This window comes from Streptomyces sp. NBC_00353, from assembly GCF_036108815.1.
Lineage (GTDB): Bacteria > Actinomycetota > Actinomycetes > Streptomycetales > Streptomycetaceae > Streptomyces.
The window spans coordinates 790,337-815,975 of record NZ_CP107985.1 but is presented as its reverse complement, the minus strand read 5'-3'; the positions used below and the strand labels follow the sequence as shown (position 1 = coordinate 815,975).

At 65.6% G+C, this 25,639-nt stretch carries 22 protein-coding genes, 1 tRNA gene and 3 pseudogenes; 16 read left to right on the top strand and 10 right to left on the bottom strand.

Going from position 1 to position 25,639, the window contains the following annotated elements:
- Window positions 1-559 precede the first annotated feature (559 nt).
- From OHA88_RS03855 to OHA88_RS03845, 3 genes are all read left to right on the top strand, one after another.
- Window positions 560-1,150, top strand: a complete 591-nt coding sequence (locus OHA88_RS03855; protein ID WP_328624223.1) for a hypothetical protein — start codon at window positions 560-562, stop codon at window positions 1,148-1,150.
- A 114-nt stretch (window positions 1,151-1,264) separates the two neighbouring features.
- Window positions 1,265-2,617, top strand: a complete 1,353-nt coding sequence (locus tag OHA88_RS03850; protein ID WP_328624222.1) for a Dyp-type peroxidase — start codon at window positions 1,265-1,267, stop codon at window positions 2,615-2,617.
- A 55-nt stretch (window positions 2,618-2,672) separates the two neighbouring features.
- Complete coding sequence (locus OHA88_RS03845; RefSeq protein ID WP_328624221.1) at window positions 2,673-3,803, top strand: catalase family protein; 1,131 nt, start codon at window positions 2,673-2,675, stop codon at window positions 3,801-3,803.
- Window positions 3,804-4,087: 284 nt separating this feature from the next.
- Here the strand turns inward: OHA88_RS03845 and OHA88_RS03840 are convergent.
- Window positions 4,088-4,895: pseudogene (locus OHA88_RS03840) on the bottom strand (transposase family protein).
- A gap of 271 nt (window positions 4,896-5,166) precedes the next feature.
- Between OHA88_RS03840 and OHA88_RS03835 the strand changes: the two are divergent.
- Window positions 5,167-5,559, top strand: a complete 393-nt coding sequence (locus tag OHA88_RS03835; protein ID WP_328624220.1) for a hypothetical protein — start codon at window positions 5,167-5,169, stop codon at window positions 5,557-5,559.
- Between the two features lie 697 nt (window positions 5,560-6,256).
- Here the strand turns inward: OHA88_RS03835 and OHA88_RS03830 are convergent.
- The 3 genes from OHA88_RS03830 to OHA88_RS03820 all read right to left on the bottom strand — a co-directional run bounded on the left by OHA88_RS03830 (window position 6,257) and on the right by OHA88_RS03820 (window position 8,673).
- Complete coding sequence (locus OHA88_RS03830; RefSeq protein WP_328624219.1) at window positions 6,257-6,649, bottom strand: hypothetical protein; 393 nt, start codon at window positions 6,647-6,649, stop codon at window positions 6,257-6,259.
- Between the two features lie 250 nt (window positions 6,650-6,899).
- Window positions 6,900-7,169, bottom strand: coding sequence for a barstar family protein (locus OHA88_RS03825; RefSeq protein ID WP_328624218.1), 270 nt, complete (start codon window positions 7,167-7,169; stop codon window positions 6,900-6,902).
- Between the two features lie 445 nt (window positions 7,170-7,614).
- Window positions 7,615-8,673 carry a zinc-dependent alcohol dehydrogenase family protein gene (locus OHA88_RS03820; protein ID WP_328624217.1) on the bottom strand — a complete coding sequence of 353 codons (1,059 nt, stop codon included), beginning with the start codon at window positions 8,671-8,673 and terminating at the stop codon, window positions 7,615-7,617.
- A gap of 696 nt (window positions 8,674-9,369) precedes the next feature.
- On the opposite strand from OHA88_RS03820, the gene OHA88_RS03815 reads away from it, so the two are divergent.
- A complete protein-coding gene (locus OHA88_RS03815) occupies window positions 9,370-9,918 on the top strand; it encodes a flavoprotein (protein WP_328624216.1) in 549 nt (182 codons plus the stop codon).
- Between the two features lie 11 nt (window positions 9,919-9,929).
- Here the strand turns inward: OHA88_RS03815 and OHA88_RS03810 are convergent, their stop codons facing one another.
- Window positions 9,930-10,268: a hypothetical protein gene (locus tag OHA88_RS03810; RefSeq protein ID WP_328624215.1), complete on the bottom strand. Its 339-nt coding sequence runs from the start codon at window positions 10,266-10,268 to the stop codon at window positions 9,930-9,932.
- Window positions 10,269-10,787: 519 nt separating this feature from the next.
- On the opposite strand from OHA88_RS03810, the pseudogene OHA88_RS03805 reads away from it, so the two are divergent.
- The 4 genes and pseudogenes from OHA88_RS03805 to OHA88_RS03790 all read left to right on the top strand — a co-directional run bounded on the left by OHA88_RS03805 (window position 10,788) and on the right by OHA88_RS03790 (window position 13,573).
- Window positions 10,788-11,719 (top strand): annotated as a pseudogene (locus OHA88_RS03805) (IS5 family transposase).
- 160 nt (window positions 11,720-11,879) lie between these two features.
- On the top strand, window positions 11,880-12,299 hold the full coding sequence (locus tag OHA88_RS03800; RefSeq protein ID WP_328624214.1) for a hypothetical protein: 420 nt from the start codon (window positions 11,880-11,882) through the stop codon (window positions 12,297-12,299).
- Between the two features lie 234 nt (window positions 12,300-12,533).
- Window positions 12,534-12,731 (top strand): hypothetical protein, encoded by a 198-nt coding sequence (locus OHA88_RS03795; protein ID WP_328624213.1) that lies wholly within the window; start codon window positions 12,534-12,536, stop codon window positions 12,729-12,731.
- Window positions 12,732-13,048: 317 nt separating this feature from the next.
- Window positions 13,049-13,573: a DUF7919 family protein gene (locus OHA88_RS03790; protein ID WP_328624212.1), complete on the top strand. Its 525-nt coding sequence runs from the start codon at window positions 13,049-13,051 to the stop codon at window positions 13,571-13,573.
- A 435-nt stretch (window positions 13,574-14,008) separates the two neighbouring features.
- Here the strand turns inward: OHA88_RS03790 and OHA88_RS03785 are convergent, their stop codons facing one another.
- Window positions 14,009-14,332: a hypothetical protein gene (locus tag OHA88_RS03785; protein ID WP_328624211.1), complete on the bottom strand. Its 324-nt coding sequence runs from the start codon at window positions 14,330-14,332 to the stop codon at window positions 14,009-14,011.
- 868 nt (window positions 14,333-15,200) lie between these two features.
- Between OHA88_RS03785 and OHA88_RS03780 the strand changes: the two genes are divergently transcribed.
- Window positions 15,201-15,572: a hypothetical protein gene (locus OHA88_RS03780; RefSeq protein ID WP_328624210.1), complete on the top strand. Its 372-nt coding sequence runs from the start codon at window positions 15,201-15,203 to the stop codon at window positions 15,570-15,572.
- A gap of 231 nt (window positions 15,573-15,803) precedes the next feature.
- Here the strand turns inward: OHA88_RS03780 and OHA88_RS03775 are convergent, their stop codons facing one another.
- A complete protein-coding gene (locus OHA88_RS03775) occupies window positions 15,804-16,142 on the bottom strand; it encodes a hypothetical protein (RefSeq protein ID WP_328624209.1) in 339 nt (112 codons plus the stop codon).
- 253 nt (window positions 16,143-16,395) lie between these two features.
- On the opposite strand from OHA88_RS03775, the gene OHA88_RS03770 reads away from it, so the two are divergent.
- From OHA88_RS03770 to OHA88_RS44485, 3 genes and pseudogenes are all read left to right on the top strand, one after another.
- Window positions 16,396-17,016 (top strand): hypothetical protein, encoded by a 621-nt coding sequence (locus tag OHA88_RS03770; protein ID WP_328624208.1) that lies wholly within the window; start codon window positions 16,396-16,398, stop codon window positions 17,014-17,016.
- 144 nt (window positions 17,017-17,160) lie between these two features.
- Window positions 17,161-17,385: pseudogene (locus OHA88_RS03765) on the top strand (transposase); the annotation flags it as partial.
- A gap of 242 nt (window positions 17,386-17,627) precedes the next feature.
- Window positions 17,628-18,700 (top strand): IS630 family transposase gene (locus OHA88_RS44485; RefSeq protein ID WP_443044167.1). Its coding sequence is split into 2 segments (ribosomal slippage): window positions 17,628-18,074 and window positions 18,077-18,700, totalling 1,071 coding nucleotides; the frame shifts between segments, so codons are not numbered across the junction.
- Between the two features lie 1,116 nt (window positions 18,701-19,816).
- Here the strand turns inward: OHA88_RS44485 and OHA88_RS03750 are convergent.
- Entirely contained in the window at window positions 19,817-20,077 is a 261-nt protein-coding gene (locus OHA88_RS03750; protein ID WP_328624205.1) for a hypothetical protein, read from the bottom strand.
- A gap of 1,876 nt (window positions 20,078-21,953) precedes the next feature.
- Window positions 21,954-22,178, bottom strand: a complete 225-nt coding sequence (locus OHA88_RS03745; protein WP_328624204.1) for a hypothetical protein — start codon at window positions 22,176-22,178, stop codon at window positions 21,954-21,956.
- A gap of 110 nt (window positions 22,179-22,288) precedes the next feature.
- On the opposite strand from OHA88_RS03745, the gene OHA88_RS03740 reads away from it, so the two are divergent.
- Window positions 22,289-22,747 carry a tyrosine-type recombinase/integrase gene (locus tag OHA88_RS03740; RefSeq protein ID WP_328624203.1) on the top strand — a complete coding sequence of 153 codons (459 nt, stop codon included), beginning with the start codon at window positions 22,289-22,291 and terminating at the stop codon, window positions 22,745-22,747.
- 81 nt (window positions 22,748-22,828) lie between these two features.
- On the opposite strand, the gene OHA88_RS03735 is transcribed toward OHA88_RS03740, so the two are convergent.
- Window positions 22,829-22,888, bottom strand: a tRNA-OTHER gene (locus tag OHA88_RS03735).
- Window positions 22,889-23,375: 487 nt separating this feature from the next.
- Here OHA88_RS03735 and OHA88_RS03730 point away from each other — a divergent pair.
- Window positions 23,376-24,173 carry a bestrophin-like domain gene (locus tag OHA88_RS03730; RefSeq protein ID WP_328624202.1) on the top strand — a complete coding sequence of 266 codons (798 nt, stop codon included), beginning with the start codon at window positions 23,376-23,378 and terminating at the stop codon, window positions 24,171-24,173.
- Between the two features lie 820 nt (window positions 24,174-24,993).
- Window positions 24,994-25,632 (top strand): HAD family hydrolase, encoded by a 639-nt coding sequence (locus OHA88_RS03725; protein WP_302004021.1) that lies wholly within the window; start codon window positions 24,994-24,996, stop codon window positions 25,630-25,632.
- Window positions 25,633-25,639 lie beyond the last annotated feature (7 nt).

Here is a 25,639-nt window from a genome sequence, read left to right as displayed (position 1 = left end):
GCATCCGAACCCTTGGCCGTGGGTCACGGCCTCTCCGGACACCGATGGTGCAGCGGGGACGGCACCTGGGCGGAGCGACGGGTCGCTGTGCGGTCGGCTGCGCCGCTGTCTTCACGGCCATGCAGAAGCGGCTGCCCAAGAACGTGACGACGACGCCACATGCCAACTCCATCTTCCTGCGCCTTTCCGGATCTGTCCTCGGGAGCTCCTCAGGATGCGGGGACCTTGGCCTGCCGGCCACTCGCGTTGCTGCCTTCCCGGAACAGAAGGGCAAGTCGTCACCCGAGGCTTTCTGTCTCGGCACCCTGACGGACGAGGCACGTCCCTACGGTCTATCGGGCACGGACCGAGCCGGTTATTGCGGGGAGCCGTGAAGTGGTCAGGCCGGACCCCCGCTGTGGCGAAGCTACTCGAGAATCCGCCCCAGGGCGATCACATGACTCATGACCGGGGGTGCGAGGTGGTGCGTGCGGAGTAAGGATTGGAGGCGAGGGCGATGGCGCCTCATGTCCGAGCGCTTGGTGACCCTCGGACCCATCCGTGGCAGGAGAATCTCACGATGACTGCGACGACAGGTGCAACCCAATCAGCTCAGCCCGAGCGCCCGGGCAGGTCGGATGGGGTCTGTAGCGAGTTCACCGTCTTTACCAAGATCAAGCCGGGCCATGCTGATGCGTTGCGTGAGGATCTCGTCGCGCTCGCCGACGCGGCGGCTAACGAGAACGTCCATGCGGCGGTGCGCCAGATCGGCACCCTGCATGACGCACGGCACGTGATCTTCGACAACGACACCCGGTTCATGTTCGCCAGTGTCTTCGACGGCTCCTGGGACACGTACATCGACGACTTCGCCCAGACGGTGGTCGGGGCCCGCTTCGACAAAGTCTTCTCGCACAGCGAAGGGTTCCCCGGCGTCACTGACCCAGGGGTGAAGGACTGGTTCATCGCCCAGCAGGAGCCCGCGGGGGTCTTCGTCAGCGCCTATCCCGATCTGACCGTTCAGCAGATCTATAAGGACCAGCGCGTGGACGACGCGTTCCAGGCGGTGCTGGACACCCCCGAATTCCGGGCCGCGCTGGACAACCCGGCCAACGCAGAGTTGCTGGCCACGCCGGCCTTCCAGAAGCTGATGGAGGAAGCCGCGGCCTAGAACCCGGACACAACCAGCCCTCAGAGCCAACCCAACATCGGTAAGCCGCGTCGGGTGCGGGTCGGCCCCTGCGGGTCTGCCCAGGCAGAGGCCGATATGGAGGCACAGCCGATCATGAACACGGCGGCGAGTAGCAGCGCAGCCAGCGTGCGCGTCGAGATCGACGACGTCCAAAGCGGGGCACTGCGTCCACGGCCCGTGCCGTATGAAGGAAAGTTCATCTTCCTGCGCGTCGATGACCGCCAGGCCGGGCGCGCCCTGCTGCGGCGGCTGCTCCCGGTGACCGCGAGTGGTCTGCCCAGCGTGGACCAGAGCCAGGATGCCTGGGTAGCTGTGGCATTCACCTACCGCGGGCTGGAGGCCCTGGGGGTACCTCAGGAGTCGCTGGACAGCTTTCCGCGGGCGTTTCGTGAGGGCATGGCCGCCCGGGCGGAGCTGATCGGTGACGTGGGGGAGAGCGCCCCGGCCCACTGGGAGGCACCGTTCGGAACGGGCGACGTTCATATCGCGCTGAGCGCCCTCTCCTCCGATGCGGCGCAGTTGGACAAGGAGCTGGAGCAGGCCCGCGTCGCGTACCAGGACACGCCTGGTGTCCAGGTGATCTGGCAGCAGGAGGTCCACCAGCTCCCGACCGGGCGCACCACCTTCGGCTTCCGCGACGGCATCAGCCATCCGAACATCGAGGGCGTCGGACTGCCCGGCTCCAACCCGCAGGAAGTCCCCATCAAGGCCGGCGAGTTCATCCTGGGCTACCCCGATGAAACCGGCAGCCTGCCGCCCATGCCCAGCCCCGATGTGCTGGGGCGCAACGGGACCTACGTGGCCGTTCGCAAGATCCACACCAACGTGGCGGCCTGGCGCCGGTACCTGCGCGCGAACAGCTCCAGCGCCGAGGAGGAGGCACTCCTGGCGGCGAAGATGGTCGGGCGCTGGCCCAGCGGGGCGCCCCTGGCGCTGTCGCCGGAGCACGATGATCCGGAGCTGGCGGCCGATCCGCACCGCGTCAACGACTTCCTGTACCGGGAGAACGACGATCGGGGCTTCAGGTGCCCCGCCGGTGCGCATATCCGGCGCACCAACCCCCGCGATGCCACCATCATCGGCGACGCACGGATGCACCGCCTCATCCGCCGCGGCACCACCTATGGCCCGCCGCTACCCGAGGGCGTGCTGGAGGACGACGGCGCCGACCGGGGCCTGGTCGGCGTCTTCATGGGAGCCCACCTCGAACGACAATTCGAATTCATCAAGGCTGAGTGGGTCAACGACGGCAACTTCATCGGCTACCCCGGCGAGAAGGATCCGGTCGCGGGGCATCACGACGGAACCGGCAGCGTCACCATCCCGGAGAAGCCGGTCCGGCGCCGCCTGCAGAACCTGCCCAGCTTCGTGGTCACCCGCGGCGGCGAGTACTGCTTCCTGCCGGGTCTGCGCGCCCTGCACTGGCTCGCGGAGCTGGGGGAGTGAGGGCACTCTCTGCCCCCTGAGACCCCACCACGGTCTCCGAGGAGAGGTCGAAGTCATGGCAGCACAGTTCGTCCCCTACACGCCGGACGTCGAAGACGATGACCCGCACTTCGACGAGAACCTGCGCACGGTGATCGAGAGGACCGAGAGCTACATCGCCGAGTCGGTCAAGGCCGGTGGTACCGGCCGGGCCCTCCGCGACGCCCATGCCAAGGGATACGGGCTGGTCCGAGGGGAAGTGGAGATCCTGGACGGGCTGCGCCCCGAATACGCCCAAGGAATCTACGCCACCCCGGGAACCCACGATGCGCTCATCCGCTTCTCCAACGGCTCGCCTCACGCCGGAGCCGACGCGCGACTGGGCGCCGCCACCGGACTGGCGCTGAAGATGTTCGACGTCCCCGGCCCGACCCTGCTGGAAGACGAACCGGACACGGGCACATTCGACTACGCCAACATCAACGGACCGATCTTCTTCTGCAACACAATCGAGCACTACCTCTTCATCCAGGAATTGTTCCTGAATGCGCCGGCCTATTTCTCCCAGGGTCGACCCGGCGCGCATCGCTTCTTCACCGAGTTCGTAACGGGAAAGGGAACGCTGGACCAGGACAACTGGGCGTGGGACGAGTTCCTGGCCTTCCTGCGCCTGTCAAAGACCCCTCCGGCAAACCTGCTGCTGTCGAGCTACTGGACGATGGGTGCCGTCCGGCACGGGGACTACATCGCCAAGGTGCGCATCACCCCCGACCCGTCCTTCGCCGCCGCGGTGGTCCGGCGCGACATCGACTCGGCCTCCGCCCAAGAGGTCTTCCGACCGGCCCTGCAAGCCGAGCTGCAGGAACGGTCCTACGCCTTCGACATCCAGGTTCAGCTCTGCACCGACCTGGAGCGCATGCCGGTGGAGGACACCACCGTGGAGTGGCCCGAGCGGCTTTCGCCGTCCGTCACCGTGGCCAAGCTGCGGCTGCCGCAGCAGGACATCTCCGGCCCGGAGAATCTGGAGAAGATGGACGCGCTGTCCTTCACTCCCTGGCGGGTCACCGCCGAACACGCGCCCCTGGGCAACATCATGCGGGCCCGCAAGGAGGTCTACCGGCGATCCTCCATCGAGCGCCACAAGCTCAACCAGCAGCCGCGCACGGAGCCCCGCAGTGCCGACGAGGTACTCGGCTCGGCCCAATGAAGTCGTCTTGGGTGATGACGCACACCATGCCGGTAGCCATGCCGGGGCCCGTGTAGGAGCTGCTCGGCCGAACTCCTAAAGCGGATGTCATCGCATCACGGAGCGTCCTCCGGGGCCGCTTCGGGGCCGTGGAAGGGCGCTCAACGATGACCAACGCTGACCGCGTGCCCGCTGCGTGCCCGACCAGGCGGCGCCCATCGAGGAGGAGCGGGGAACAGCGGTTCAGCGCCCGCCGGGCCGCAGTTCAGCGAGTTGCCCGGTCAGTGAGGTCTTCTCAATGAAGATCACTTCCACTGGTGGTTGAGGGTGAGGGCGGCTCGGGTTATGTCGCCGATTCGGCAGGGACTCAGGGTGACGCGCTTCAGCGTGCGCCAGCGTTCCTTGAGCTCGGCGGCTGCGCTCGCCGAGAGCTCGGAGGTCTCTGATCAGGGTGTTCGTGGTGCGGGTGTCGGCGTCGAGAGCGTGTTCCGATTTCCCTTTCAGGCGACGGACCGGGACGTGGATGCCGATACCGGCGCCGATGTAGCCCTTGTCCGCCAAGGTCGGCAGTCCGTCGGCGGCCGCCTTGTACAGCGCGGGTAGGACGTGCATCCGGGCTGCGGTGATGTCCGGGGTGGATCCCGGTTCGGCGTCGGAGACCCACAATGGGGTGCCGTCGGGAGCGGACAGGAACTGGACGTTGCCGCCGAAACTCTTGTGTTTCTGGCTGAACCACAAGTCGTTGCCGCTGTCCCGGGTGCCGGCGAGGCGGTCGCTCTCGATGAGCATGCCGTCGAGGATCACGTGACTCGTCTCCTGTTCACGGCAGCGGTCCAGCACCTCGTGCAGATCCGGTGCTTGAGCCGCGAGGACATCGATGCCCTCGTGCAGGTAGCGGTAACCGGTGGCCTGCGAGACGCCGGCGTCCGAGGCCAGGCAGTGCACGCAGCCACGCTCACGGAACCAGCGCAGCACCAGGACCACCTGCCGGAACGTGCCCAGGGCCCGCGACCCACGCGGGGTGTTGAGACCGCGGCGATGCGCGGCGAGCAGCCTGGACAGGTACACCACGATGTGGCGGGGGACGTCGAGCGTGGCAGCATAGGTGACCAACGTGAAGCCTCTGGTTCTGCGGACGATCTTGTGGTGAGAACCGTCCTACCAGGGGCTTCACGTCTGTCCACCACCGGCCCCCGAGGCGCATTTCGCTGAGAGAACCTCACTGACACGCGCGTACGACCCGCTGCGCTTGCTCACAAGGCTGGATTCGGCGGATTTCTGGGGACGGTTCGGCATGATTGACTTAAAGTCGACTACCCAGCGGGGCCATACACCTTCTTGACTCTGTGCACCGCTTCACCGGTGCCTACGAGAGAGGGAAAGCATGCGTATCCATTCACGTGCCGTGAGGGTTCTGGCTGTTGCCGTGCTGGCGGCTGGTTTCATGACCGCTGGTGGTTCGGCCACCGCGGCCACGTCCGGGGTCACGTCCTGTTATGGCAGCGCCAAGAGCATCAATGGCACGGACGACAATGGACGGTGGCCCGTCACCGGCTACCGTGTCACCACGTCCAACTGCGGCGACATCAACGTCAAGGTGACTGGTCAGAACACGGTAGAAACCTGCTTTTTGCCATCGAGTGGCCCGGAGTACTGCAACGGGGGTCACGAAGTTCGGGCCAACACCTGGACGTTGGCGGCCACCGACGTCAAGGACGGCACCAAGTTCTATCTTATATTCTACAGCGGTAACGCTTCTGGGGTCGCTGCATACTGACCCAACGCGCCCCCTCCCCGAACAACTCGGGAAGGGGGCGCGTTTCGTGTGACCACGAGCGAGACGTCAACCACAGCGACATCTACAGGGGAGGCTTGCGGGTCCTAAGCAAGAACCCTTTCTCGAGAGGCCCGGGGCAGGTAAAGAGCCCCGGTCCTTTTCCATATACTCTCCCGGAAGGGCAGATGTGAACACTCGTGATGTTCGAGAAACACGCCTGAGGATCAAGGGTGTGGGGATGGCCGCTCGAACCGGGCGGGCGGGCCGCATTCGGATGGACCCTCAGCTGGAAGCCGCGCACATGGGGCGTGTGAAGGATGCGATAGCGACCGGGCGTCTCTCCGAGTACCCGGAAGACGTGTGGCCCCAGGACAGCCCGCAGTGGCGGGACCTAGTCAAGAAGAACCGACCCGAGTCGGTCAGTGAGGTTTTCTCAATGAAGATCACTTCCACTGGTGGTTGAGGGTGAGGGCGGCTCGGGTTATGTGCTGGATGCGGCAGGGGCTTCACGTCTGTCCACCACCGGCCCCCGAGGCGCATTTCGCTGAGAAAACCTCAGTGGCCGGCCACGTACGAGGTCTCCCGAACTGGTGCTCCAGAACCCACGTGCCAGCGCTTACCTGGGCCATAGAGACTCCACCGACCTCGGAGCACGTCTTGCGCAACTTTAGGGGCAAGAGCGGGGTGCCGCGCCGCGTCAACGTCCGTCTCGTTTCACAGAGGCGATCACGGCGGAAATGACGGCGGTCACAACGAGGCTCCCTACCATGACCATCCCCACGCCGACCATAAAGAGGCCGCTGGAGTCGTCCGACCAGTCGTAATAGGCGGCAACGGTCAGGCCAACCGTGATGCCGAGCACGGCGCCAGCGATGTAGCGCCGGGATGCCGCCCAGTACACCGGCGCCAGCAGAGTCAGCACCAGCCCGATCACCTGCCACGCTTCGTACGGGCCGGTCGTCGTACCGTCAGGTTGCACGTCACGATGCTGGTCCCAGCCCAGCCAGGCAGCCCACACCGCGAGCGCCACCGCAGCCAGCACGAGGATCGCCAACAGTTGGGGAACGAGTTTCAGTAGTCGCTGTCGCATGCCCCAAGCGTTCCGGCTCACCCCATAACCGACCAGAGCGCAAGTACTCAGCTCTACCCGAGTACTTCAGCCACGATCCCGATCTACTCCCCGACGTCTCGCCCAGTTCCGTGGTCGCAGTACAGCAGCGAAGTACAGCAACCCCACCGACCACCAATAGCCGTGGCTGATCCCTACAGCCCGTGTTGCCGGGCCGACAGACCTCAGTGACCGCCGCGCCGATAGTTCGCATCGAGGGGCTTACGGTGCTCTACGTGTACTCGGCGAGGAACTGCGGCCGGTACTGCTGCTGATACCGGTCTAGTGCCTGTCGGAGCATGGTGGCCCCGCGCGGGACACGGTTGTTCAGGTGGTTCCAGCCTACGAAGCACAGATGGTCTGGGATCTGGACCAGGCCGGTGATCGCATCCCAGAATGCGGCCCAGTTCATGCCGTAGAAGCCAGGGAAGTGCAGTGCCTGCGCAAGTACTGCATGCAGTCCGCGCTCGTCGGCCACAGAACTGACGTCGATGGTGAGCATGCTCGCGATCCTTGCAGGTGCCAGCAGAGGCGTGCGTGCCAGATCCGTGCCAGAACAAGCGGTCAGCCACGGTCATTCGGGGTGCGTCAGGGCTCAGGCACACGCCGACGGGATCCGTGTCGTCGTGCGCCTCTTGACCAGCTCAAACGAGTACGTGACCGCTGCCAGGCTTACAAAGCGGATGTCGTGAGAGTCGGCTTCGATCGTCGTGGTTGCTGTGCTTCACTGCTGTACAGCACGGCCCTGACCGCTGCCTTGTAAGCCTGGATTCGATCTCTGAGCTGTCCTGCCGAGTTCGCGAGCCGAACCTGATCGCGTACGCTGCCCTGATGCCCCTAGTCCAGTTGGCCGAGCGGTGCGCTTTGCCGAGCTGGGCGGAACTGCGGGCGTCGGCGGCCTTGCCCCGCCGCAGCCGCACCGCCGCCAGCACCCGCCGGGCCGCGTCCTACCTGTCGTCTCCGTCCCGGCCATCCTCGAAGACGAAGAGCGGTTTGGCGCCATGTGCGGGTGCTTCGGCGAACGAGATGGCTTCAGTGAAGCGTTCGAGCGGGAACGGCTCGCCTGGGGGGATGCTCAGCACTTCATCAGCGACGAGACTGCGAACCTCGGACAGCGCGAGCTGCGCATCCGCCGGTGAGGCAGTGCCGAACCAGCGGTTCAGCCAGAAGCCACGAACTGCTTTGGTCTCGTAGATAACCGAGCGTGCCAGCAGCGGGATCGTCAGCGCTGCAGGGTCAGTCTGCCGATGGGTAGAGAGCGCGCCGTAGACCACGACCTCTCCTCCCGGAGCCAATGCCTGGGACACCTGGGCACCCACATGGCCCGCGACACAGTCGATGGCCTTGCGCACGCCAGTCGATCCTGCAATCTCGGCCACGCGCTGCAACAGGTCCTCGTTCTCAGTGCAAATGACCTCCTCACCCCCAAGTGCCTTGATTTCCTCAACGGCATCGCGCCGCCGCACGACATTGATCGTGCGAATACCCAGATGCCTGGCCAGCTGAATGACGAGCCGGCCGACGGTGGAGCCCGCGGCCGTCTGCAACAACCATTCACCCGGCTGTACGTCGAGTTCGCGAGAGACGAGGAGCAGCGCGGTCAACGGGTTGACGGCGAGTTGACAGGCGCTGGAGTCGCTCAGACGATCGGGGACCGGCAGGAGCCTTCGCGTATCGGCAACAAGGTATTCCTGCCAAGTGCCGTCCACATGCGGCCCGGGTACTGCCGGGACAGCAACGGTTACCACGCGCTCGCCGATCTTCAATCCCTCGGTATCCGGGCCCAGGGCCTCAATACGACCCACGCATTCCATGTGACCCCCGACAGTGGGAAATTCGGGGGAGAAACCGTAGCGGCCACGCAGCACGTGCAGATCACTGGCGTGAATCGGAGTCGCCTTCACACGGATCAACGCCTGCCCGGCTTGTGGCGTGGGAATAGGCCGGGATTCCAGCCGCAGGACATCGGCCGGCTCGCCAACCTTTCCGGCTACGAGCGCGCGCATGGATTGTGGCATGAGTGGCCTTTCGTCTCTCAGCGCCCGACGAACTCGACGGGCGTCCTGGACAAAAACAATGCCGGTGGTGGCATCCTCGTCGGCGACCAGGCTCCGGATCTTTCATTCTTGATGGAGCAGGCCCGTGCCTAGAGTGTCACCGGCGTCGGGTCCCCTCATTGATCACCTCGATGGACTGGACATCGGGCGCATGCCCTGCCAAGTCCGCCGCACGCACCGCACCCGAGAGCCCCTGGAGTCCCCGACATCACGCTAAGGGTCACTGACAGGCTCTGCAATCCAGTCTCCGACGGCTCTACCTGGTTTCCAGTCCGTATTGCCGCAGGCGAAGGAGCGAGGTCGGCGTAGCAACTTTGGCCGGGAGCTGCTTTGGCACGAGTGATTATGGCCCCGTAAGCTTCCGGCGCGCGGACTGCTCGATCTGGCACGGATCTGGCACCGCGGCGCCACCACGCAGGGGCTGACGATACGGCCGACCGCCGCCTGGCTGCCCGCTCGATTCGAACTATCGGCACGGCGGTCACTGAGGTCTGTCGGCCCGGCCACACGTGCTGTAGGGATCAGCCACGGTCGTTGGTAGTCGGTGTGGTTGCTGTACTTCTCTGCTGTACTGCTGGCCCTGAGGACTGACCGATACGGGGCGGTGGAACGGTGAGCATAGGCAGTCGCGGAGTGCTGGCAGTCGTGGGTACGGCAGCCGATGGAATCGAGACGCTGCGCACCGGACTGGTCGAGCCAGCCATCGCCTCCGGCTGGCAGGTGGCCGTGACCCTGACGCCCAATGCCGGCCGATGGCTGAGCGCGAACGGCGAGCTGGACCGGCTAGAGACACTGACCGGCCTTCCGGCGCGGGACACACCTCGTCCGCCAACTGAGCCCCGCCCCCACCCGGTCGCCGACTGCTACGTCGTCGCCCCCGCGAGTGCGAACTACATCGCCAAGCTCGCGACGGGCATCGCCGACAACCAAGCCCTGACGCAGGTGAGCGAGGCGCTCGGCACGACCGGCGTGTCCGTGGTGGTGTTCCCTCGGGTCAACGCCGCGCCTGTCCGACACCTGGCGTGGGAGCGTCACATCGCGACTCTGCGGAAGGCAAACGTGAAGCTGGTCTATGGACCTGACGTCTGGCCGCTGTACGAACCCCGCGAGGGGCCCGTAGATCGAGAACTTCCCTGGACCGCGATTTTGCAGCATATCCATTCACCGCGGTTGCCTGCTGGGTCCGGCTCGTAGCGGGCACGCCGCTACACATCGCGAAGGGCATCACGTAACGCCTCGGCTTGGCGATCGAGCGCCCGGCGCATCGCGTAGGCCGTGTGCACAGTGTGTGAGCCGACTTCCTGTTCCCGGGGATTTGATCCGCCGCCGACTGACAGCCTCGTGGCTACGTACTCCTCACCGACGTAGGCGAGTAGCAGGAAGACTTCCACGGCCAGATCGCGGCGACGGTATTGGACGCTGATCACCAGCGGGTAGCTGTCGCTGGGATGGTGAGCCTCGGGACCAATGCAACCGAGTTCGTCACGCAGGAAGTTCATCCTCGTCGATGCCTCGGCAACGAAGGTCTTTAGGCGGATGTCCATGGTTGGGAGTATCGGTGCACTTGGGGGTTTCCGGCAGGGCGGCCTTGGTAGCGGTCGGCCTGGTCTGGGGTCGAGTATGGGCGACTGCCACCGCTCCTCTCCGGCCCCGGCCTTGATCTGCTGAACCGCTCAACGGCGCCTTTGACGCGCTTCGGCCGGGTTCCAGCCTGCGACACCGGCTTTAGGAGTTCGACCGCGCCATCTGCTCGCCTGGGCGGCGAACCGATGACACGGTGCAGTGCGTACCCCGGGATGCGATCAAGGCCGCTCCGGTCTGCCGACGTTGCCGTCAGAGACTGCCGTCATTCGACTCGTAGGTGGCCCGCGTGACGGATGAGCGGGAGGGCGCACACGCGCACGGCAGGCGACATCGATTCGCTGAGGCCGGCAGATTTACAGTCCGCGCTCTGCGCACAGAGTGACCTGGGCAAACACGCGGAGCGCGTAGAGACCTCTACTCCTAGGCGCTGTTTCTCGGATCTCCGGACGTGAGTGGGGTGTTGGGGTCAGGCTGGCTGCATGGGCCGTGGGGATCTGACGAATGCGGAGTGGGATCGGCTGGAGTCGTTCTTACCTCCTGGTGGTGCGCGTGGGGGTCGGTGGAGCGATCATCGGCGGGTGATCAACGGGGTTCTCTACCGGGTGCGGACGGGTGTGCAGTGGCGGGATCTGCCGGAGCGGTTCGGGCCGTGGGAAACGGTCTATAAACGTCATCGCCGCTGGTCAGCGGATGGGACGTGGGAGATGCTGCTGTCGAAAGTCCAGGCCGTCGAGGACGCCGCGGGCCGGATCGACTGGGACGTGTCGGTGGACTCCACAGCGGTGCGGGCTCACCAGCACGCCGCCGGCGCGAGGAAAGCGCCGGTGGCCGCGGTTCCTCAAAAGGGGACCGGCCAGGGGACGAACCAGGTCGATCCGGCGCTTCGGAAACTGGCCGTCCGGCTGGAGGAGGTGGTCAGATCGGCGAGTGTCTGGGACGTTCCCGCGGAGGATTCACCACCAAGATCCACCTTGCCGCCGAAGGACGATGCCGGCCTCTCGCCTTCGTCCTGACACCCGGACACTACGGTGACGGGCCCCAACTCGAGCGGGTGCTGGAGCAGGTCTCCGTGCCCCGCACCGGAGTCGGACGACCTCGCACCCGGCCCGACCATGTCCTGGCGGACAGGGCCTACACATCCCGAAAGAATCGCCGCTACCTGCGACGACGCGGAATCCCACACACCATCCCCGAACGCCTCGACCAGCAAAGACACCGGCAGAACCGAGGTTCTCGCGGCGGCCGGCCCACCGGGTTCGACAGCGAGCGCTACAAGAAACGCAACACCGTCGAACGCGCCATCAACCGACTCAAAGGCTTCCGCGCCGTCGCCACCCGCTACGAGAAACGCGCCTACATCTACCTCGGTACCGTCACCCTCGCAGCCATCGCGATCTGGCTCCGAACATGATCCGAGAAACAGTGCCTAGGATGGTCGGTTTCTTGATGCGCGCTCTGCCGAGTGCGAAGCTCCTGCTGGGAGCGGCGTTCGGTCCTACGAGGTGCTGAGAGGGCACACCGTTTGTGAACGAGCGCCTGTCTTTCGCTCCGGTGGTCGAAGGGAGAAGGTCATGCGTGGCAAGCCGTATCTCGTCCCCCCAGTGCTCATCGCTTCTCTGGCGTTCCCAGCGGGTTTCGCGGGGGAAACGATCGGCGCCTCGCCCCCAGCCGCCGTGGCGGCATCGGCATCGACCCCGGCGAAGGCAGTGCCCACGGCCTTCAGCCAACCGTGTTTTCCGGGTCAGCAGCAGCAGCAACAACAGCAGCAGCAGACCAGCCGGCGACTGCCGCCAGGCCTGGACGCGCAGGCAGAGCAGCAGCAGACCAGCCAGAAACTGCCGCCAGGCCTGGACGCGCAGGCAGAGCAGCAGCAGACCAGCCAGAAACTGCCGCCAGGCCTGGACGCGCAGGCAGAGCAGCAGCAGACCAGCCGGCGACTGCCGCCAGGCCTGGACGCGCAGGCAGAGCAGCAGCAGTCCAGCCGGCCATAGGTCGCCCTAGTTAGAGCGTGCAAGGCGCAGGATTGCCCCTGCTAGATGCTAGAGGCCTCCCCGACACCAGGCGACTCTCAAGAGCGTGGCGCGACGCTTCCCCCCCCCCAAGCGGGACGGCTCAGCCTGAGCCGAGCTGTCCCAGGGCGGTGCGAACCTCTGCCCCATAGATATGTGTGGGATCGGACTGTTCCCGCGGAACGGCATGGGGTCTATGCACGCCACCTTCGGCGCGTGCGGCTGAAGGGCATTGAAAATCTGGGGCTGGAACGGGCGGTGGGGCTCCTCCGCCAGCATGGCCGGCCGGTGCGCGGAGGGATGATCGAATCTGCCGATCGGACATGGACCTTTCCGCTCTTCCTCACCGAAGACGGCAGCGCACTGGTGGCCTGCGCCGGCGTGCAGCGGGTGGTCGAGGAATCACCGCTTTAGGAGCGCGGTGGGGCGACCTTAGGCGTGACCTGCGGTTCCCCTGCCTTGGGCGGGGTCGGTGGCACCCGCCTCTGCGTACTCCGACTCCCCGTGAGTTGCCGCCCGTTCTGGCACGGATGTGGCACGACCGCGCCTTCGTCCCGAAGCCGAGCGACTGCGTGACCTGTGGCCGGACCAGCGGTGACCTGCGCGGACTGTCCATGAGCGTCCGTGGTTGTGTGCGCACGTGCGTGGCCGTTGTAGCGCAGTTAGACACTCAGCCGGTGCCACCGGGAATTCGCTGGCCACAGCGGCTGCAATGGTGGTCTGATGCGTCGATGTTCTACGAGGATCTCAGCCGCTACGAGTACACCAGCCGCGGCGACACGTTCTCCGATCCTGACAGCTTGCGATTCATGTGCTTTCAGCCGCCGTACGAGCGTCTCAACGTCGGTTGGCTGAGCGGGGACGAGCCCTGGACATCCGGGCCGGCCCCCGTCGGTTTTACGGACAATCTGCTGGCCATCGTCGAGGCGCAAGTGATCAATCTGATGCGCGGCAGCCACCTCTGCGATTTCTGCACGATCCCGGTCGACGACCCGCACCAGTGGTACACACCGCTGCCTGGCCACCACCGCGCCAGTTGGGGCAACGGAGAGATCCGTGTCCCCGGCGTCTCCGGTACTGCCTTTGCGGCCCCGACACTCATCGGTCACTACGTCGTCGACCACGGCTATCTGCCGCCTCGCGCCTTCGTCGACGCCGTTCTCGCATTCGACCCCGATGCCCACCGGCCCGCGCGACACCCGTGGATCCCGTTCCCCTGGGTCCCCGACGACGTCGAAGCGGAGTGGATCGAGTGATCCGGTGGTGAGTGCCAGGAATCACGCCGCTGCTGTTGTCGGGGGTACTTGCGAGGCACCAGTTTGGAAGACCCCGTACGCGGATGGCCGCTGACCTGGCGACTCCCTGACCTGGTCCGGAGCAGGGTTGGCGCCGCTGTTCCCTGTCAGTCCCCGCTGCGTCCCCTCCGAACGGGCACGCAGCGGGCACGATGAACCTCTCGATGCGAACTTTGGGCGCGACGGTCATCGAGGTCTGCCAGGCACGTCAGTCGGCCGCCTGGGGCAGATGGCGGATAGCCTCCGCCACTGCCTCCTCGGCAATGGTCGTCTCGGCGACGACCTCGCCCATGTAGCTGGCGCTAACGGTGTAGGGCTTCTCCCGACGTCGGTTGGGCACCTGAGGGCTATCCGTAACTGATCAGGAGTTCGCCTCTCGGTGCGAGGCGTGGCGGGTCAGCCGACCGGACCCGCGTTGGCGTGGATCTTCTTCATGCACGCGTCGTCGTAGGCCATGAGGGTGATCACGCCGTCCCCTTGGTCCATGTACTCTGCGACCATGGTCCAGCCGCGCTGCTTGAGGAGCTCGTGGGCGACATAGATCACCCCGGATTTGTCCTTGCGCCTCTCCGGCTCCTGGGCCGGCTGCCAGTCCCGCTCGCGCAGCTCGCGCACAACCGCATCGTAGCGGGCGACATCGACCGTGGTGGTCTCGGTACCGATGCCCTTGAAACCAATGCTGCACGATCGCAGTGAGCCCGCCTCAGCGTCCTCGTTCATACCGGCGTATTCCGGTAGGCTCGCCGGAGCGCCCGCGTCCGCCGCAGAGGTGTCGAGGTCCGTCCGCACGACCTCTTTCGTGAGCGGTCCAGTGCCCTTGGGCCGAGGCGACGGCGGCAATGCGGACGCCCCGGCGCCGGCGTCGCCAGTGCCACAGCCCGCGGCTCCGAGCACAATGACCGCTGCCGCCACGGCGGCCCACTTCGTCCTGTGCACAGCCGTACCCCCCATGTCTCGGGGCGTGTGCCCCCGTGATCAAGGGAGGACTATGCCACGGGGTATCGACAGAGCGGCACGGGCAAGCGTCTAGCTCGCTCTGCCCGCGCTCGCGGCGGTGTGGTCTGACCAGGCCAGTGCCCCAGTAGCCGAAGAAGTGATACGCCGGGTTCCCGACCTGCGGTCACGTAATCGATCAACGCTGTGACCTACTGCTGAGCTGTCGGCAGTTGTCAGCGCTGGTCTTCATTGAGCGCCCTTCCACGGCCCCGAGACGGCCCCGGAAGGGTGCTCATTGGATGCGATGACACCCGCTTTAGGACGGGCTGGTCACCCATACGCGCGCTGGTTGATCGGCTAGCTCAGGTTTTGCTCAGAAAGGATGTGAAGGGTGGTGGTTCGCCAGGAGCGCTGACATGATCTCGACAGCTGCCTGCCGACAGCGAACGCAAGGTCATCATCCACACGCCGCATTACGTCGGCTGGGCTGTCTCGGAGAGCTGATATGTCTCGCCGCACCCGTGCACTGGTGGGCATTGCGTGTGCCGTGGTGCTCCTGTCCGTCGCCGCGTGCACAACGGATCATTCGGACGCCGGGCAACCCACGCGGCCCCAAGGCTCCACGACGCCGGTCCCGGCAACGGCCGACACCGTGCCCGGCACCACGCAGCCCTCCCTACAGAAGCCGCCGGAGCTGGACCCTGACGCATCACTCGCCGGCCGCCAGAAGGTGACCACTGGGAACGCCAGCATTCCCTACAGCAAGGGCAAGAAGGGCGACGCCCTGACCATCGCGGTGAGCTGCCAGGGCAAGGGGAAGATCACGGTGGCGGTGCGGCCTGTGCAAGTCTCCTTCCCCCTGGAGTGCGGTGCTGACCAGGTCAGCACCGTCTCCAACGAGTTCGCGTTGTCCGGGGTGGAGCGCAGTGGAGTCGTGTCCGTCGAGGCGTTCTCAGCCGTGCGTTGGTCGTTGACCGTAGGCCGTGGCGCACCAACAGAAGCAGACCCGCCGGGTGCTGGCTGAGTTTGGCCACCGTGCCCGTTAAGGGCGGCGGAGTCTCAATGGCCGAGTCAAGCCGACGGGCGCCGTCCACCAGCGAGGACGCCGCCCGTGCCGGATGCCGGCTTTGAGATCTGGCCTCATCCTTATCAGGTCGATCACGAGGACTCGTGGACCTTGTCCAACGCGCTACGTGCCCTTGTTGGCCTGCCGCTGAGGTTCAGCGTCGATCGGTGAGATTCGCGCTCGTTGGTGTCAGTCGCTGATGTCAGGAGTCTTGGCGCTCTGACGAGTCGGCTCGTCGGACTCTCGCGCCCAGGCGTAGGGCATCGGCTCGTTCACGTCCAGTACCCACGGGTCGGGGTACCTGGCGTGACATCCGGTGCACCGGGCGACGAATGTCACGATCTCGGGGTTCGTCATGACGCTGTAGTGCGATGACGGCACCGCGCGGATCACATAGTCATTGGCCGTGGTCTCCAGCGCCGGCCACCTTGGTGAGCACTCACAAGGGGCGTTCGCTGCAAATGTTTCGTCGTCGGGTGCGTGGTGGGTGCTCCCGAGCGTCTTGAAGAGGTTCCTCAGTGCCCGCACGGCGCTCCCCCTTCTGCGATCACCCAACGTGTTGACCACGCAGGCCCCATGAGGCGGACAGGCTATCCCAAGGTCGGGAAAGCGGTTGGGCTGGAGCCGTTACGGATCGCTGGCCCACCTAGCCTTGCCCACGGCTCACCCTGGCTCCTATCCCGTCTGCCGTCGACCCACACGTCTGTGGAGCGGGCGCGGGTCCTGGCGTCCAGGTGGAGCGCGCCACTGTACGAACGACCTGGACGCCAGGACCGCAGTCGTGATCACTGAGAATGGGCCGTCCGAGGACGCCTCCGTCATACCGTATGGGCGGCGTCGGCTGAATGGCTGGCTCATCGTCACGCCGTTGATGTTCGGTCTTATCGGCGCGGCGACGTGGACGTTCTTTGCGCAGGGGAACCTCGGTGTCCGCGGCTGGATCTGGGTCTATTGCGCGCTGGTCCTGGGGTGCGTGATCGTGACGGTGACCTTCTCCCGTTGGAGGCGTCGCCGTTGGGCGATGGCCTTCGACGCCGTCGGATTCTGGTGGATCACCGATGCGGGTGATGTCCTGATGCCGTGGGACTCGCTGGAAGGCGTGGGAACCTACCGGTTCGGCAAGGTGTTCACGCTCGAACTCTGCCCGCGAGAAGAGCTGGAACGCGATCACCCATTGCTGTGGAAGTTCGTGCGAGACACGGAACCGCTGAGAGAAGGCCTGCCGCGACTGCGGTACCGCATCGACCTGGAAGCGAACCTCAAGCCGTGCGAGGAGGCGTGCCAACAGTGGGCGCCGCACCTCTGGTTCGGAAGGATCGACCAGCGCCCCGGCACCCAGGGCACCCCCGACTACGCCGGCCACGCCGAGCGACTTCGCGCTCGCACGACGCCCGCCGACTAACCCCCGCTGGCAGACGTCGAACTGGTTCCGCAGCCGTAGCGACAAACGCCAGCTGTCGAAGAAGCTTCTAATGTCGGGTCTGATGCACGATCGGGTGACATCTGAACTGGCCTGCCCTACAGGGCGGGTGGGAAGGATGTCGCTGTGCCCAAGCCTTATCCGGAAGAGTTCCGCGAGGATGTCGTGCGGGTCGCGAGGAACCGCGGCCCGGGCGTGACGATCGAGCAGGTGGCCGCCGACTTCGGAGTTCACGCGATGACGCTGTGGAAGTGGGTGCGCCGCGCGGACATCGACGACGGGACAAAGTCCGGAACGTCCAGCCAGGAGAGCGCGGAATTACGGGAGGCACGTCGGCGGATCAAGCTGCTGGAGCAGGAGAACGAGGTCCTGCACCGGGCCGCGGCCTACCTGTCCCAGGCGAATCTTCCGGGAAAAGGACCTACCACCGACGCCGCAGACAAGCCTCGCTCGGCCGGCTGACCCCCGTCGAGTTCGAGATCGTCATGACTACACCGGCCCTCCGGGCCGCGTGACCGCACCTGTCACCTACTGAGGATTTCGGGTTGTCGTCGGGTAGTGACGGTTGGTGATCCTTGCGGTATGCCGTTGGTATGCGTTATCCGGAGGGTGGGGGCCTGACCGCTGAGCGTCGGGCGTTTCGTGAGGGGATTCGGCTTCAGGCCGGTCGGCGGTTCGCGGCGGGTGAGAAGACCGCGGTGATCGCGAAGGATCTGCGGGTGAGTGTGCGGTCGGTGGAATGCTGGCGCCGTGCCTGGCGTGAGGGCGGGTTGGAGGCCTTGCGCTCGGCCGGACCGGCGAACTCCCCGGCCGTCACCGATGCCCAGTTCGCCGTGCTGGCAGAGGAATTGGGCAAGGGTCCGGCCGAGCACGGCTTCGGGGACGAGCGGTGGACCCTGGCCAGGGTCCAGACGGTGATCCGCCGCCAGCTGCGGCTGAGTCTGTCGGTGGCGACGGTGTGGCGGCTGCTGAAACGGCACGGCTGGTCCTGGCAGGCACCCGCCCGCAGAGCACTCGAGCGTGACGATCACGCCGTCGAGCTGTGGAAGAAGGAGGTGTGGCCGCGGGTAAAAGGATCGCGGCGGCGTGTGGGGGCTGGATCGTCTTCGAGGACGAGGCCGGCTTCTCCATGACGCCGCCCCGTGCCCGCACCTGGGGCCGGCGCGGGCACACCCCCGTCATCCGGGTCCGCGGCAGATCCCGCCGCCGAACTTCGGTGGCAGCCCTGTGCTGTTACAAACCCGGCGAGGCAAGCCGGCTGATATACCGGCCCCACGATCACCTGCTGCTGAAGGGTGCACGCAAGAGCTTCTCCTGGAAGGACTACCGGGACCTGCTGGTACGGGCCCACATCCAGCTCGGCGGCCCCATCGTGGTGGTCTGGGACAATCTCAACACGCACCTGACGGCAGGCCTGAAGCGGTACGAGGCCGAGCACGACTGGCTCACCACCATCCGCCTCCCGCCGTACGCACCCGATCTCAACCCCGTCGAGGGAATCTGGTCACTGCTGCGGAGAGCGATGGCCAACACCGCGTTCGACACACCCGACGACCTCGACCGCATACTCCGCCGCGAGTTACGCAGAACCCAGCTCCGGCCCCACCTGATCAACGGATGCCTCACCGCCACCGGCCTGCCCATCACCCAACCGAACCCACCCTGAAAACCTCAGTAACCCTGCAGCAGCCCCGTCCATCGGCCGAAGCGTGTTGTGATGCCGAAGGATTCGGGTGTCAGTCAACCCGTATCGCGTAGCGGTCGCCTGCTTGCCAGCTGTGGGTCGTTGCCGTCAAAACGCCCCGGACCATCCCGGCCCGGGGCGTTTCCCCTGGCCACGCTTGTGCCCCCGGCAGGATTCGAACCTGCGACACCCGCTTTAGGAGCGAGGTTGGGTGATCACCGGTGTGACCTGGGAATCCCTGCCTTGGGCAGTGTGGGGCGGTGCGCACCCTGGCGAACCTCGATTCCCCGTGAGTCCCCGTCCGTTCTGGCACGGAAGTGGCACGCCCCGCGGCCCCTCGATGCGAACTATGGGCACGACGGTCGCTGAGGTCTGCCGGGCACGTCAGACGGTCGCTCAGGGCCGGTGGTGGTCGGGGCTGGGCGCGATGGTTGCTGTATTTCGCTGCTGTACTCTCCGGCCATCGCGCAAGGAGGGGCAGTGCCGCAAGATCAGAGTGCCGATACGGGTGACCTCACGTCTGGGGGAGCGTCCCTCCGTACCTGGCTGACAAGAGGGAAGTACCTCCTCATCGAGATGGTCGCGCTGACTCCGCTGCTCGGTATCGGCGGGGTCTTCCTGGGAGCGTTGTCCGCCTTTCCGTGCATGTCACCAGGCAGTGAACCTGAGGCTTCGGACTACGTTGTCCATCCTGCGGCCTTCGACCCTGTCCCGCCCTTCGCGGGCATGGTGCTTGTGGCACTGGCTGTCGTTGCGGTCTGGGGTGCCTATCACGCGAAACCGATGGTGGTGAAGACCCAGGCGGTGCTTGCGTTGGTCGCTGTCGTCACGGCATTTGCCCTTCATGACCCTCACCCGACGTGTACGCGCGGTACCAACGCCAGTGCTCCAACCGGCTTGGTTCCTCCCCCGTCCATACAGTCTTGAAAACCGTCGTGGCAGCGATGTCACCGTGGGTTCAAATCCCACACCCACCGCAGGTGAACGGCCCCTGACCAGGCAACTCGGTCAGGGGCCGTTCTCATGGCCGCTGTCCGCCAGCGTCCGTGACTCCCCGCTGTATCCCGACCGAACGGGCACGGGAGGGGCACGGACTACTCATTCATCATCCGGATCTTCGAGGCCGAGGTGGTCCGGCGTTTCGAGGAGTGCCGCCTGTCTCTGGGCATCGGGCTCCTGGTCGGCCACCTCTCGGATCACCTGGGCAAGTCTGTGCTGGTCATCGGCGGAGAGCTGGCTGAGCTTGTGTGCGACGTCTTCGAACCACGGCACGCAGACGTCCGGGTCAACGTCATCGTCATCAGTCATGTCGATGGAGACCATGAGGTTCGCCAGAGCATCGGCGAGCGTGATCAGCAATGGGTCCGTCATGGTGTCCTCCAGCCGGTCGAGAGAGCTGCGCCGGACACTACGTGAGGTCGGCGGAACGGCCTTGGGCTGGAGCTGCCTTGGGGCGAGTGATCACGGCCCCGTAAGTTTCCGGCGAGTAGAGGCAAGCTTTGAGATGCGGCCTCATCTTTATCAGGTCGATCGAGGTGCTCTCCCGACCTTGATGAACGTCCGTTGAGCCCTGGTCCGGCTGCCGCTGAGGTTCAGCGTTGATCGGCGCCGTACGCCCTTGTTGGTGTCGGCCGCTGGTGTCACACGGCCCAGGCGCCCTTGACAGTTCGGCCCTCGCTCTGAGTCAGCCCTTGCCCAGACGCCCAAACTTGCCCTTCTTGGCAGGCCGCTCAGGTTCCAGGGCCTCTTGCTCATACTCGAGCTCGGCGATCGAGACCCGTATGAGAGCTGTGTTCGTGGTGGGGAACGCGTAGCTGTCAGGCCACGTCCTACGAGTGAACTCCACGAGCCATTCCCTGTCCGTGGTCCGGAATACTCTCCGACCGCATTCCTCAGGGTTCAGGGTTCCGTAGCGGGCAGGTACGTGGGTGCGAGCCACCTCAGTAGCCTGAGCGGCGGCCTGGTCCGGGCCTCCATCGACCGGGATCGATTGGAGCAGGATCGAACGAGATTCTCCGAGAAGTTCCTCTGGGCCCTCCACGAGGATCCACCAACCCCTCCGGCTACTCAACAGGCGCCCTTCGGGACGGCCGTCACGAACGCCATGAACGCTGCCGTCCCAGCCTGCACCAGGGCGCCCGCCCCCTCGTATCGACGCTGCATGGCGACGCCAGCGCGAGGCGGCCAACTCCCTGAGTAGAGGTTCATGTTGTCGACCGTCGCATGGACCGGGCTTTCATGACAACAGTCAAAGAGTCGCCGCCTGGGTGTCTTCCATCGTGAACAAAGCCACGTACCTCCCCACCATCCTCAACCCACCCCAGCTCCCATCCCGTCCGCCGTCGACCCACACACCGTGGAGCGGACGTGGTTCATGGCGTCCAGGTGGAGCGCCCAACTGGACGAACGACCTGGACGCCATGGGCCGCGTCTGCTCGGCTCTGCCTGGGTCGACGGTGGACGGGATGGGAGCCCACCACGCTCGCCACGATGTGCCCGCGGCCGGGAACGGCGCCCCCTCCCACCCGGTGCCGGCCGATCCCCCGCCGGAGGCATCGTTCTGACCGTGACTTGCCCGTTCTGGTTTCTACTCCAGGGCCGTAACTCGCTTGCGGCCCCAGGGGCTCGGCCCCGGCGCCGTAGGCGCAGAGGGGCCGGGCCCAAGGGGCCAGCCCGCGCTTGCGCGGGCACTTGATGAGGTAGAGAAACCTGTAACAGGCCCCTAAGGGCTGTCCCATAACTGCAGGTCAACGGTGATCGCTGTGTGGCTAACCTGAACCCAAGGCTCTCTGCTTCAATGCGCGCATGGATTCGCTGAAGTTGCTCATAGCGGGGGTTTCGCTTGGCCTAGTCCTGGCCGTTCGACTGTCGAGCTGGGGCCAGCGACGGCTCGCAAGGAGCCTCATCGACGGGCGGCGGATCAAGATCGGGTGTTACGTGAAGAGTCCGCATATGTCCCGATGGACAAACGGACGTTTCGTGATCGACTCGGGATTGTGGACCTGGGAGCCCGGACGGGGAGAGATGCGAGTGCTAGCTGCCGATCTGCAGGCGGCAGGGGTGCGGGAAGCGTCCACGGGGGATGGGCGGAGGGTCTTTTACCCGGTCCCGTGCATGGTCGTTGAGTGCACCTCCTCGGAGGGCGACGTACTCATTGCTGCCCCGCCCGGAGGGTTCGAGTATGTGTTCATGGCGCTGAACCGCACATGAGCCGTCTCTATATGCGGGACAACCCTCAGCTGGTGCGAGTGAGCGTGGTCAGGTGATCCAGGTACTCCCGGCCTGCCGCCTCCGTGGCGTAGTCCCGGTTGACGATGGCCGCCAGTTCTCGGCTGACCATGAGCAGGGAGGGCAGAGACTGGCGGTCACCTTTTAGCGCCCACTCGCCGTAGTTGACTGCCTGGTCCAAGTCGCCCTGTCGGGCTGCCACCACGCCGAGGGTGATCCGCGCTTCCGCCATGCGCATTGGTGAGCGTTCGGAGCCGTCGAAGTCCGTGCCCGCCCGGATCACTTCATGGGCGAGGTTCTCGGCGAAGCGGTCCTCTCCCAGCAGTCGGTACTGCCGGGCGGGTGGTCCTGGTACAGCGCGCCCAGGCCGAGATGCAGGACGGCAAGCTCTTCGACAAGGCTCCGAAGTCGGCGGCCGGCGTCCGCCCCGTCGCCTTCCCGGACGAGATCCTGGCCGACGTCATTGAGCACCTGGAGCTCTATGCGGGGGCAGGCCGTGACGGCCACGTCTTCATTGGCCCCCAGGGCGGACAGTTACGGCGCAGCAACTTCCGGGACGACTGGATCAAGGCGCGCAAGGATGCGGGCATCGCTGCCGATGTGCACTTCCATGATCTACGGCACACGGGAAACACCCTGGCCGCTGCCGGGGCGAGCACGCGTGAGCTGATGACGCGCATGGGGCACAGCACCGCCCGTGCCGCGCTGATCTATCAGCACATGACCGCCGACCGAGACCGTGCAATCGCCGATCGGCTGGGGTCGATGATCCGCCAACGGCAGGGAAACACCGGGACGTAGTGGCACGTGTGTGGCACGGACGTGACCACGCGAAAGGGCCAGTTCGAGAGGATCAAGCCTCCGAACTGGCCCTTAGTGCTGTGCCCCCGGCAGGATTCGAACCTGCGACACCCGCTTTAGGAGTTCTACCAACTGAACGGCCCGCCTGGGCGACAAACCGATGACACAGCACGGTGAGTGACCCAAGAGCCGCTCAGAAGCGATCGAGTGCGCTGACGTTGCCGTCAGACACTGCAGTCACCACAACTTGCTGATCGATGAAGCCAAGCGCTTAGAAGGCGCTTGGTGGGTTGGGTGTCATACCCCTGCTGACCTGCTCCTCTTCCCGTGCTTGGCGTCTCGTCGACCGGCCTTCGGCACGCATTCGACAGGCGGCAGAGGCCGGGCTAACAGCGCGTCTCGCAACCTTGGGCGGATAACAAAAGGCGTCAGATGCGGTGCATCGCAAGGCGGCCGAACAGCGTCGCACTGGGCCGTACTCGGCTGATTGGCCAACGAAGCGAGGTGCCGGTGCCGTGCGTCGCGGGCATCGGAGGTCTTCGACCTGTGATCATGGAGCGTTCGTTGAAGGTCCAGGTCGTGGGGCGCCGCCGTGTGACGCTCGCGGGAACGCGCTGTAGGTGATGTGGTGAACTGGTTGGCCTCGCTGCCGACGGTGGTATTGGTTGTTGGCTGGCTCTTCCTTGCCCTACTGGTCGCGGCCGTGGCGCGGGTCGGCGTCCGGGCGCTCGTACCGGTCGGGGAACAGGATCGGGTGCCCCAGATTGCCATGCCCCTGATGCCTACACTCGGCGCCGCCTTCGCGATCTTTGCGGCACTCTCGCTGGCCAGCGAGGCCAGCTACCTGCGCGCAGCAGAGCAGTTGGTGAGCGACGAGGCGGCCGCAGCCTCCCGCCTGGCGTGGTCGGCGACAAGTCCGCGAGTCCAGTCGGAGCCGATCCATTCGGCACTGCTGGACTACCTGCAGGCCACGCGTGTCAGGGAATGGGAGGGTGCGGCAGCGGCGTCCGGTGACGACCCGGCCACCGCTCACGCGATCGCACGGCTGGAGCGGAGCGTGCGTGCCGAGGCGGCCCGGCCTGAGCTGGGAACCCCGGCGAGCACGGAGCTGCTGGTTTCCCTGGACAGCGTCACCAATAGTCGTCGCGCACGCGTTGCGGCTGCCTCGCGCGACGTACCCGCGCTCTACGTTGTCACGCTTGTGGTCGGCGGACTGGCCTTGATCGTGAACGCCGGCGCACTCACCTTCTGCAGCAGCCTGCGAACATCACTGCTCGTTCTGGGCGTTGCGAGTGTGGTCGGGCTGAGCCTGGCGTTGCTCTTCGCACTCACCGCGCCCTGGAGTGGACCGCTCACCGTGAGTGGGCATCCACTCGACGTCATCATCGGGGACCTGAAGTCCGGCTTCTTCGAAGGCGGGTCTTAAAAAGCAAGAGGCCCCTGTCTTAAGGTCGTGCGAGGAGGCTGTGCACGACGGGAACGGGTTTCAAGACCGGGCAGCGGGAGTAACTGACTATGCACTGACCTGCGCTTACGCCCGAGGCAGCACCCCGGGCGTCTCGCCTGGCCCACACATGGCCCACGACTGGCCAGTCCAAGCCGATCACGTTCTGGGCCCGGCGTCGCAGGGCGCTGGCAGGTAGCCCACACTCTGAGCTTGGGAATCACCGGGTCTTGGGCCCCCATCGGCGAACTGACCAGCGGGGACGGAAGCCAAGGGGAACCCTGGAGCTCGCCTTAGCGCCCGTAGTTGACCGTGGTTCCCCGCCCTGTCGGGCACGGATCGGGCACGGACACCTTCTGATCCGTAGCTCTATGTGGATCGGTCAGTGAGGGTCGTACTGGTCGCGCTACGGCTTTGCGAGGACGCTGTGGGACGGGGGCGGTTGCTGTGGTTGCTGTACTTCGCTGCTGCACGCGAGCGAGGTCTGCTCTGAGACGTTCGAACGTCGTTCTCCATTGCCTGCCTGCGCAGCTCGCCGGGAGTGGCTTCGATCACTTCTTGCGACAGCGTTTGTTGACGAGTTCTGACGTCGTCGTCCGGCCGAGGACTCCGCGGTTCGTCACGAGTTTTGAAGGCACCTGCCCATGCAGCCGAGTCGTGTCGGCGGCTCGCAACAGGGCTGCCACAAGGTTTCAAGATCGCTTGACCTTGCCCCAGAGGGAAGGGCGACAGTGTCTCCGTAGATCACACGAGCGAGCGGTGTGCGCTCGCCAGCCGGGCTGGACGAAGAGGGGGAGTTCGAGTGACGGCGACCTGCGTCATTCTCGATATCGGTGGCGTGCTGGAGATCACGCCGGAAACGGGGTGTGTGCAGCGGTGGGAAGAGCGGCTGGGGTTGCCGTTCGGCACTGTGCATGAGCGGATGCGCGACGTGTGGCAAGCCGGGAGCGTCGGGAGTATCAGTGAACGAGAGGTTCACGAGCAGGTGGCAGCACGCTTGGGGCTCGACGCGCCCCAGGTTGAAGCCTTCATGGCTGATCTCTGGGCGGAGTACCTGGGAACGCCTAACGAGGAGCTCATCGCTTACGTGCGTGGGCTGCGAGGAAGCTGCAGGCTGGGCATCCTAAGCAACAGCTTCGTCGGTGCCCGGGAACGGGAGACCGCGCTGTATCACTTCGACGAACTGGTCGAGCAAATCGTGTACTCGCACGAGATCGGCATCGAGAAGCCGGACCCGCGTGCCTTCGAGACCGTATGCGCCAGCCTGGAGGTGCGGCCGGAGAGCTGTCTGTTCATCGACGATCTCGCAGTAAATGTTGAGGCTGCTCAGGCGGCGGGCATGCAGGCGCATCTGTTCCAGGACAATGCCCGGACGATTACGCGCATCGCAGCTCATCTGGACGCTGGTCCCCGGGTTGGAGGGCCTGTCCCGCTCGGATGATGTCGGC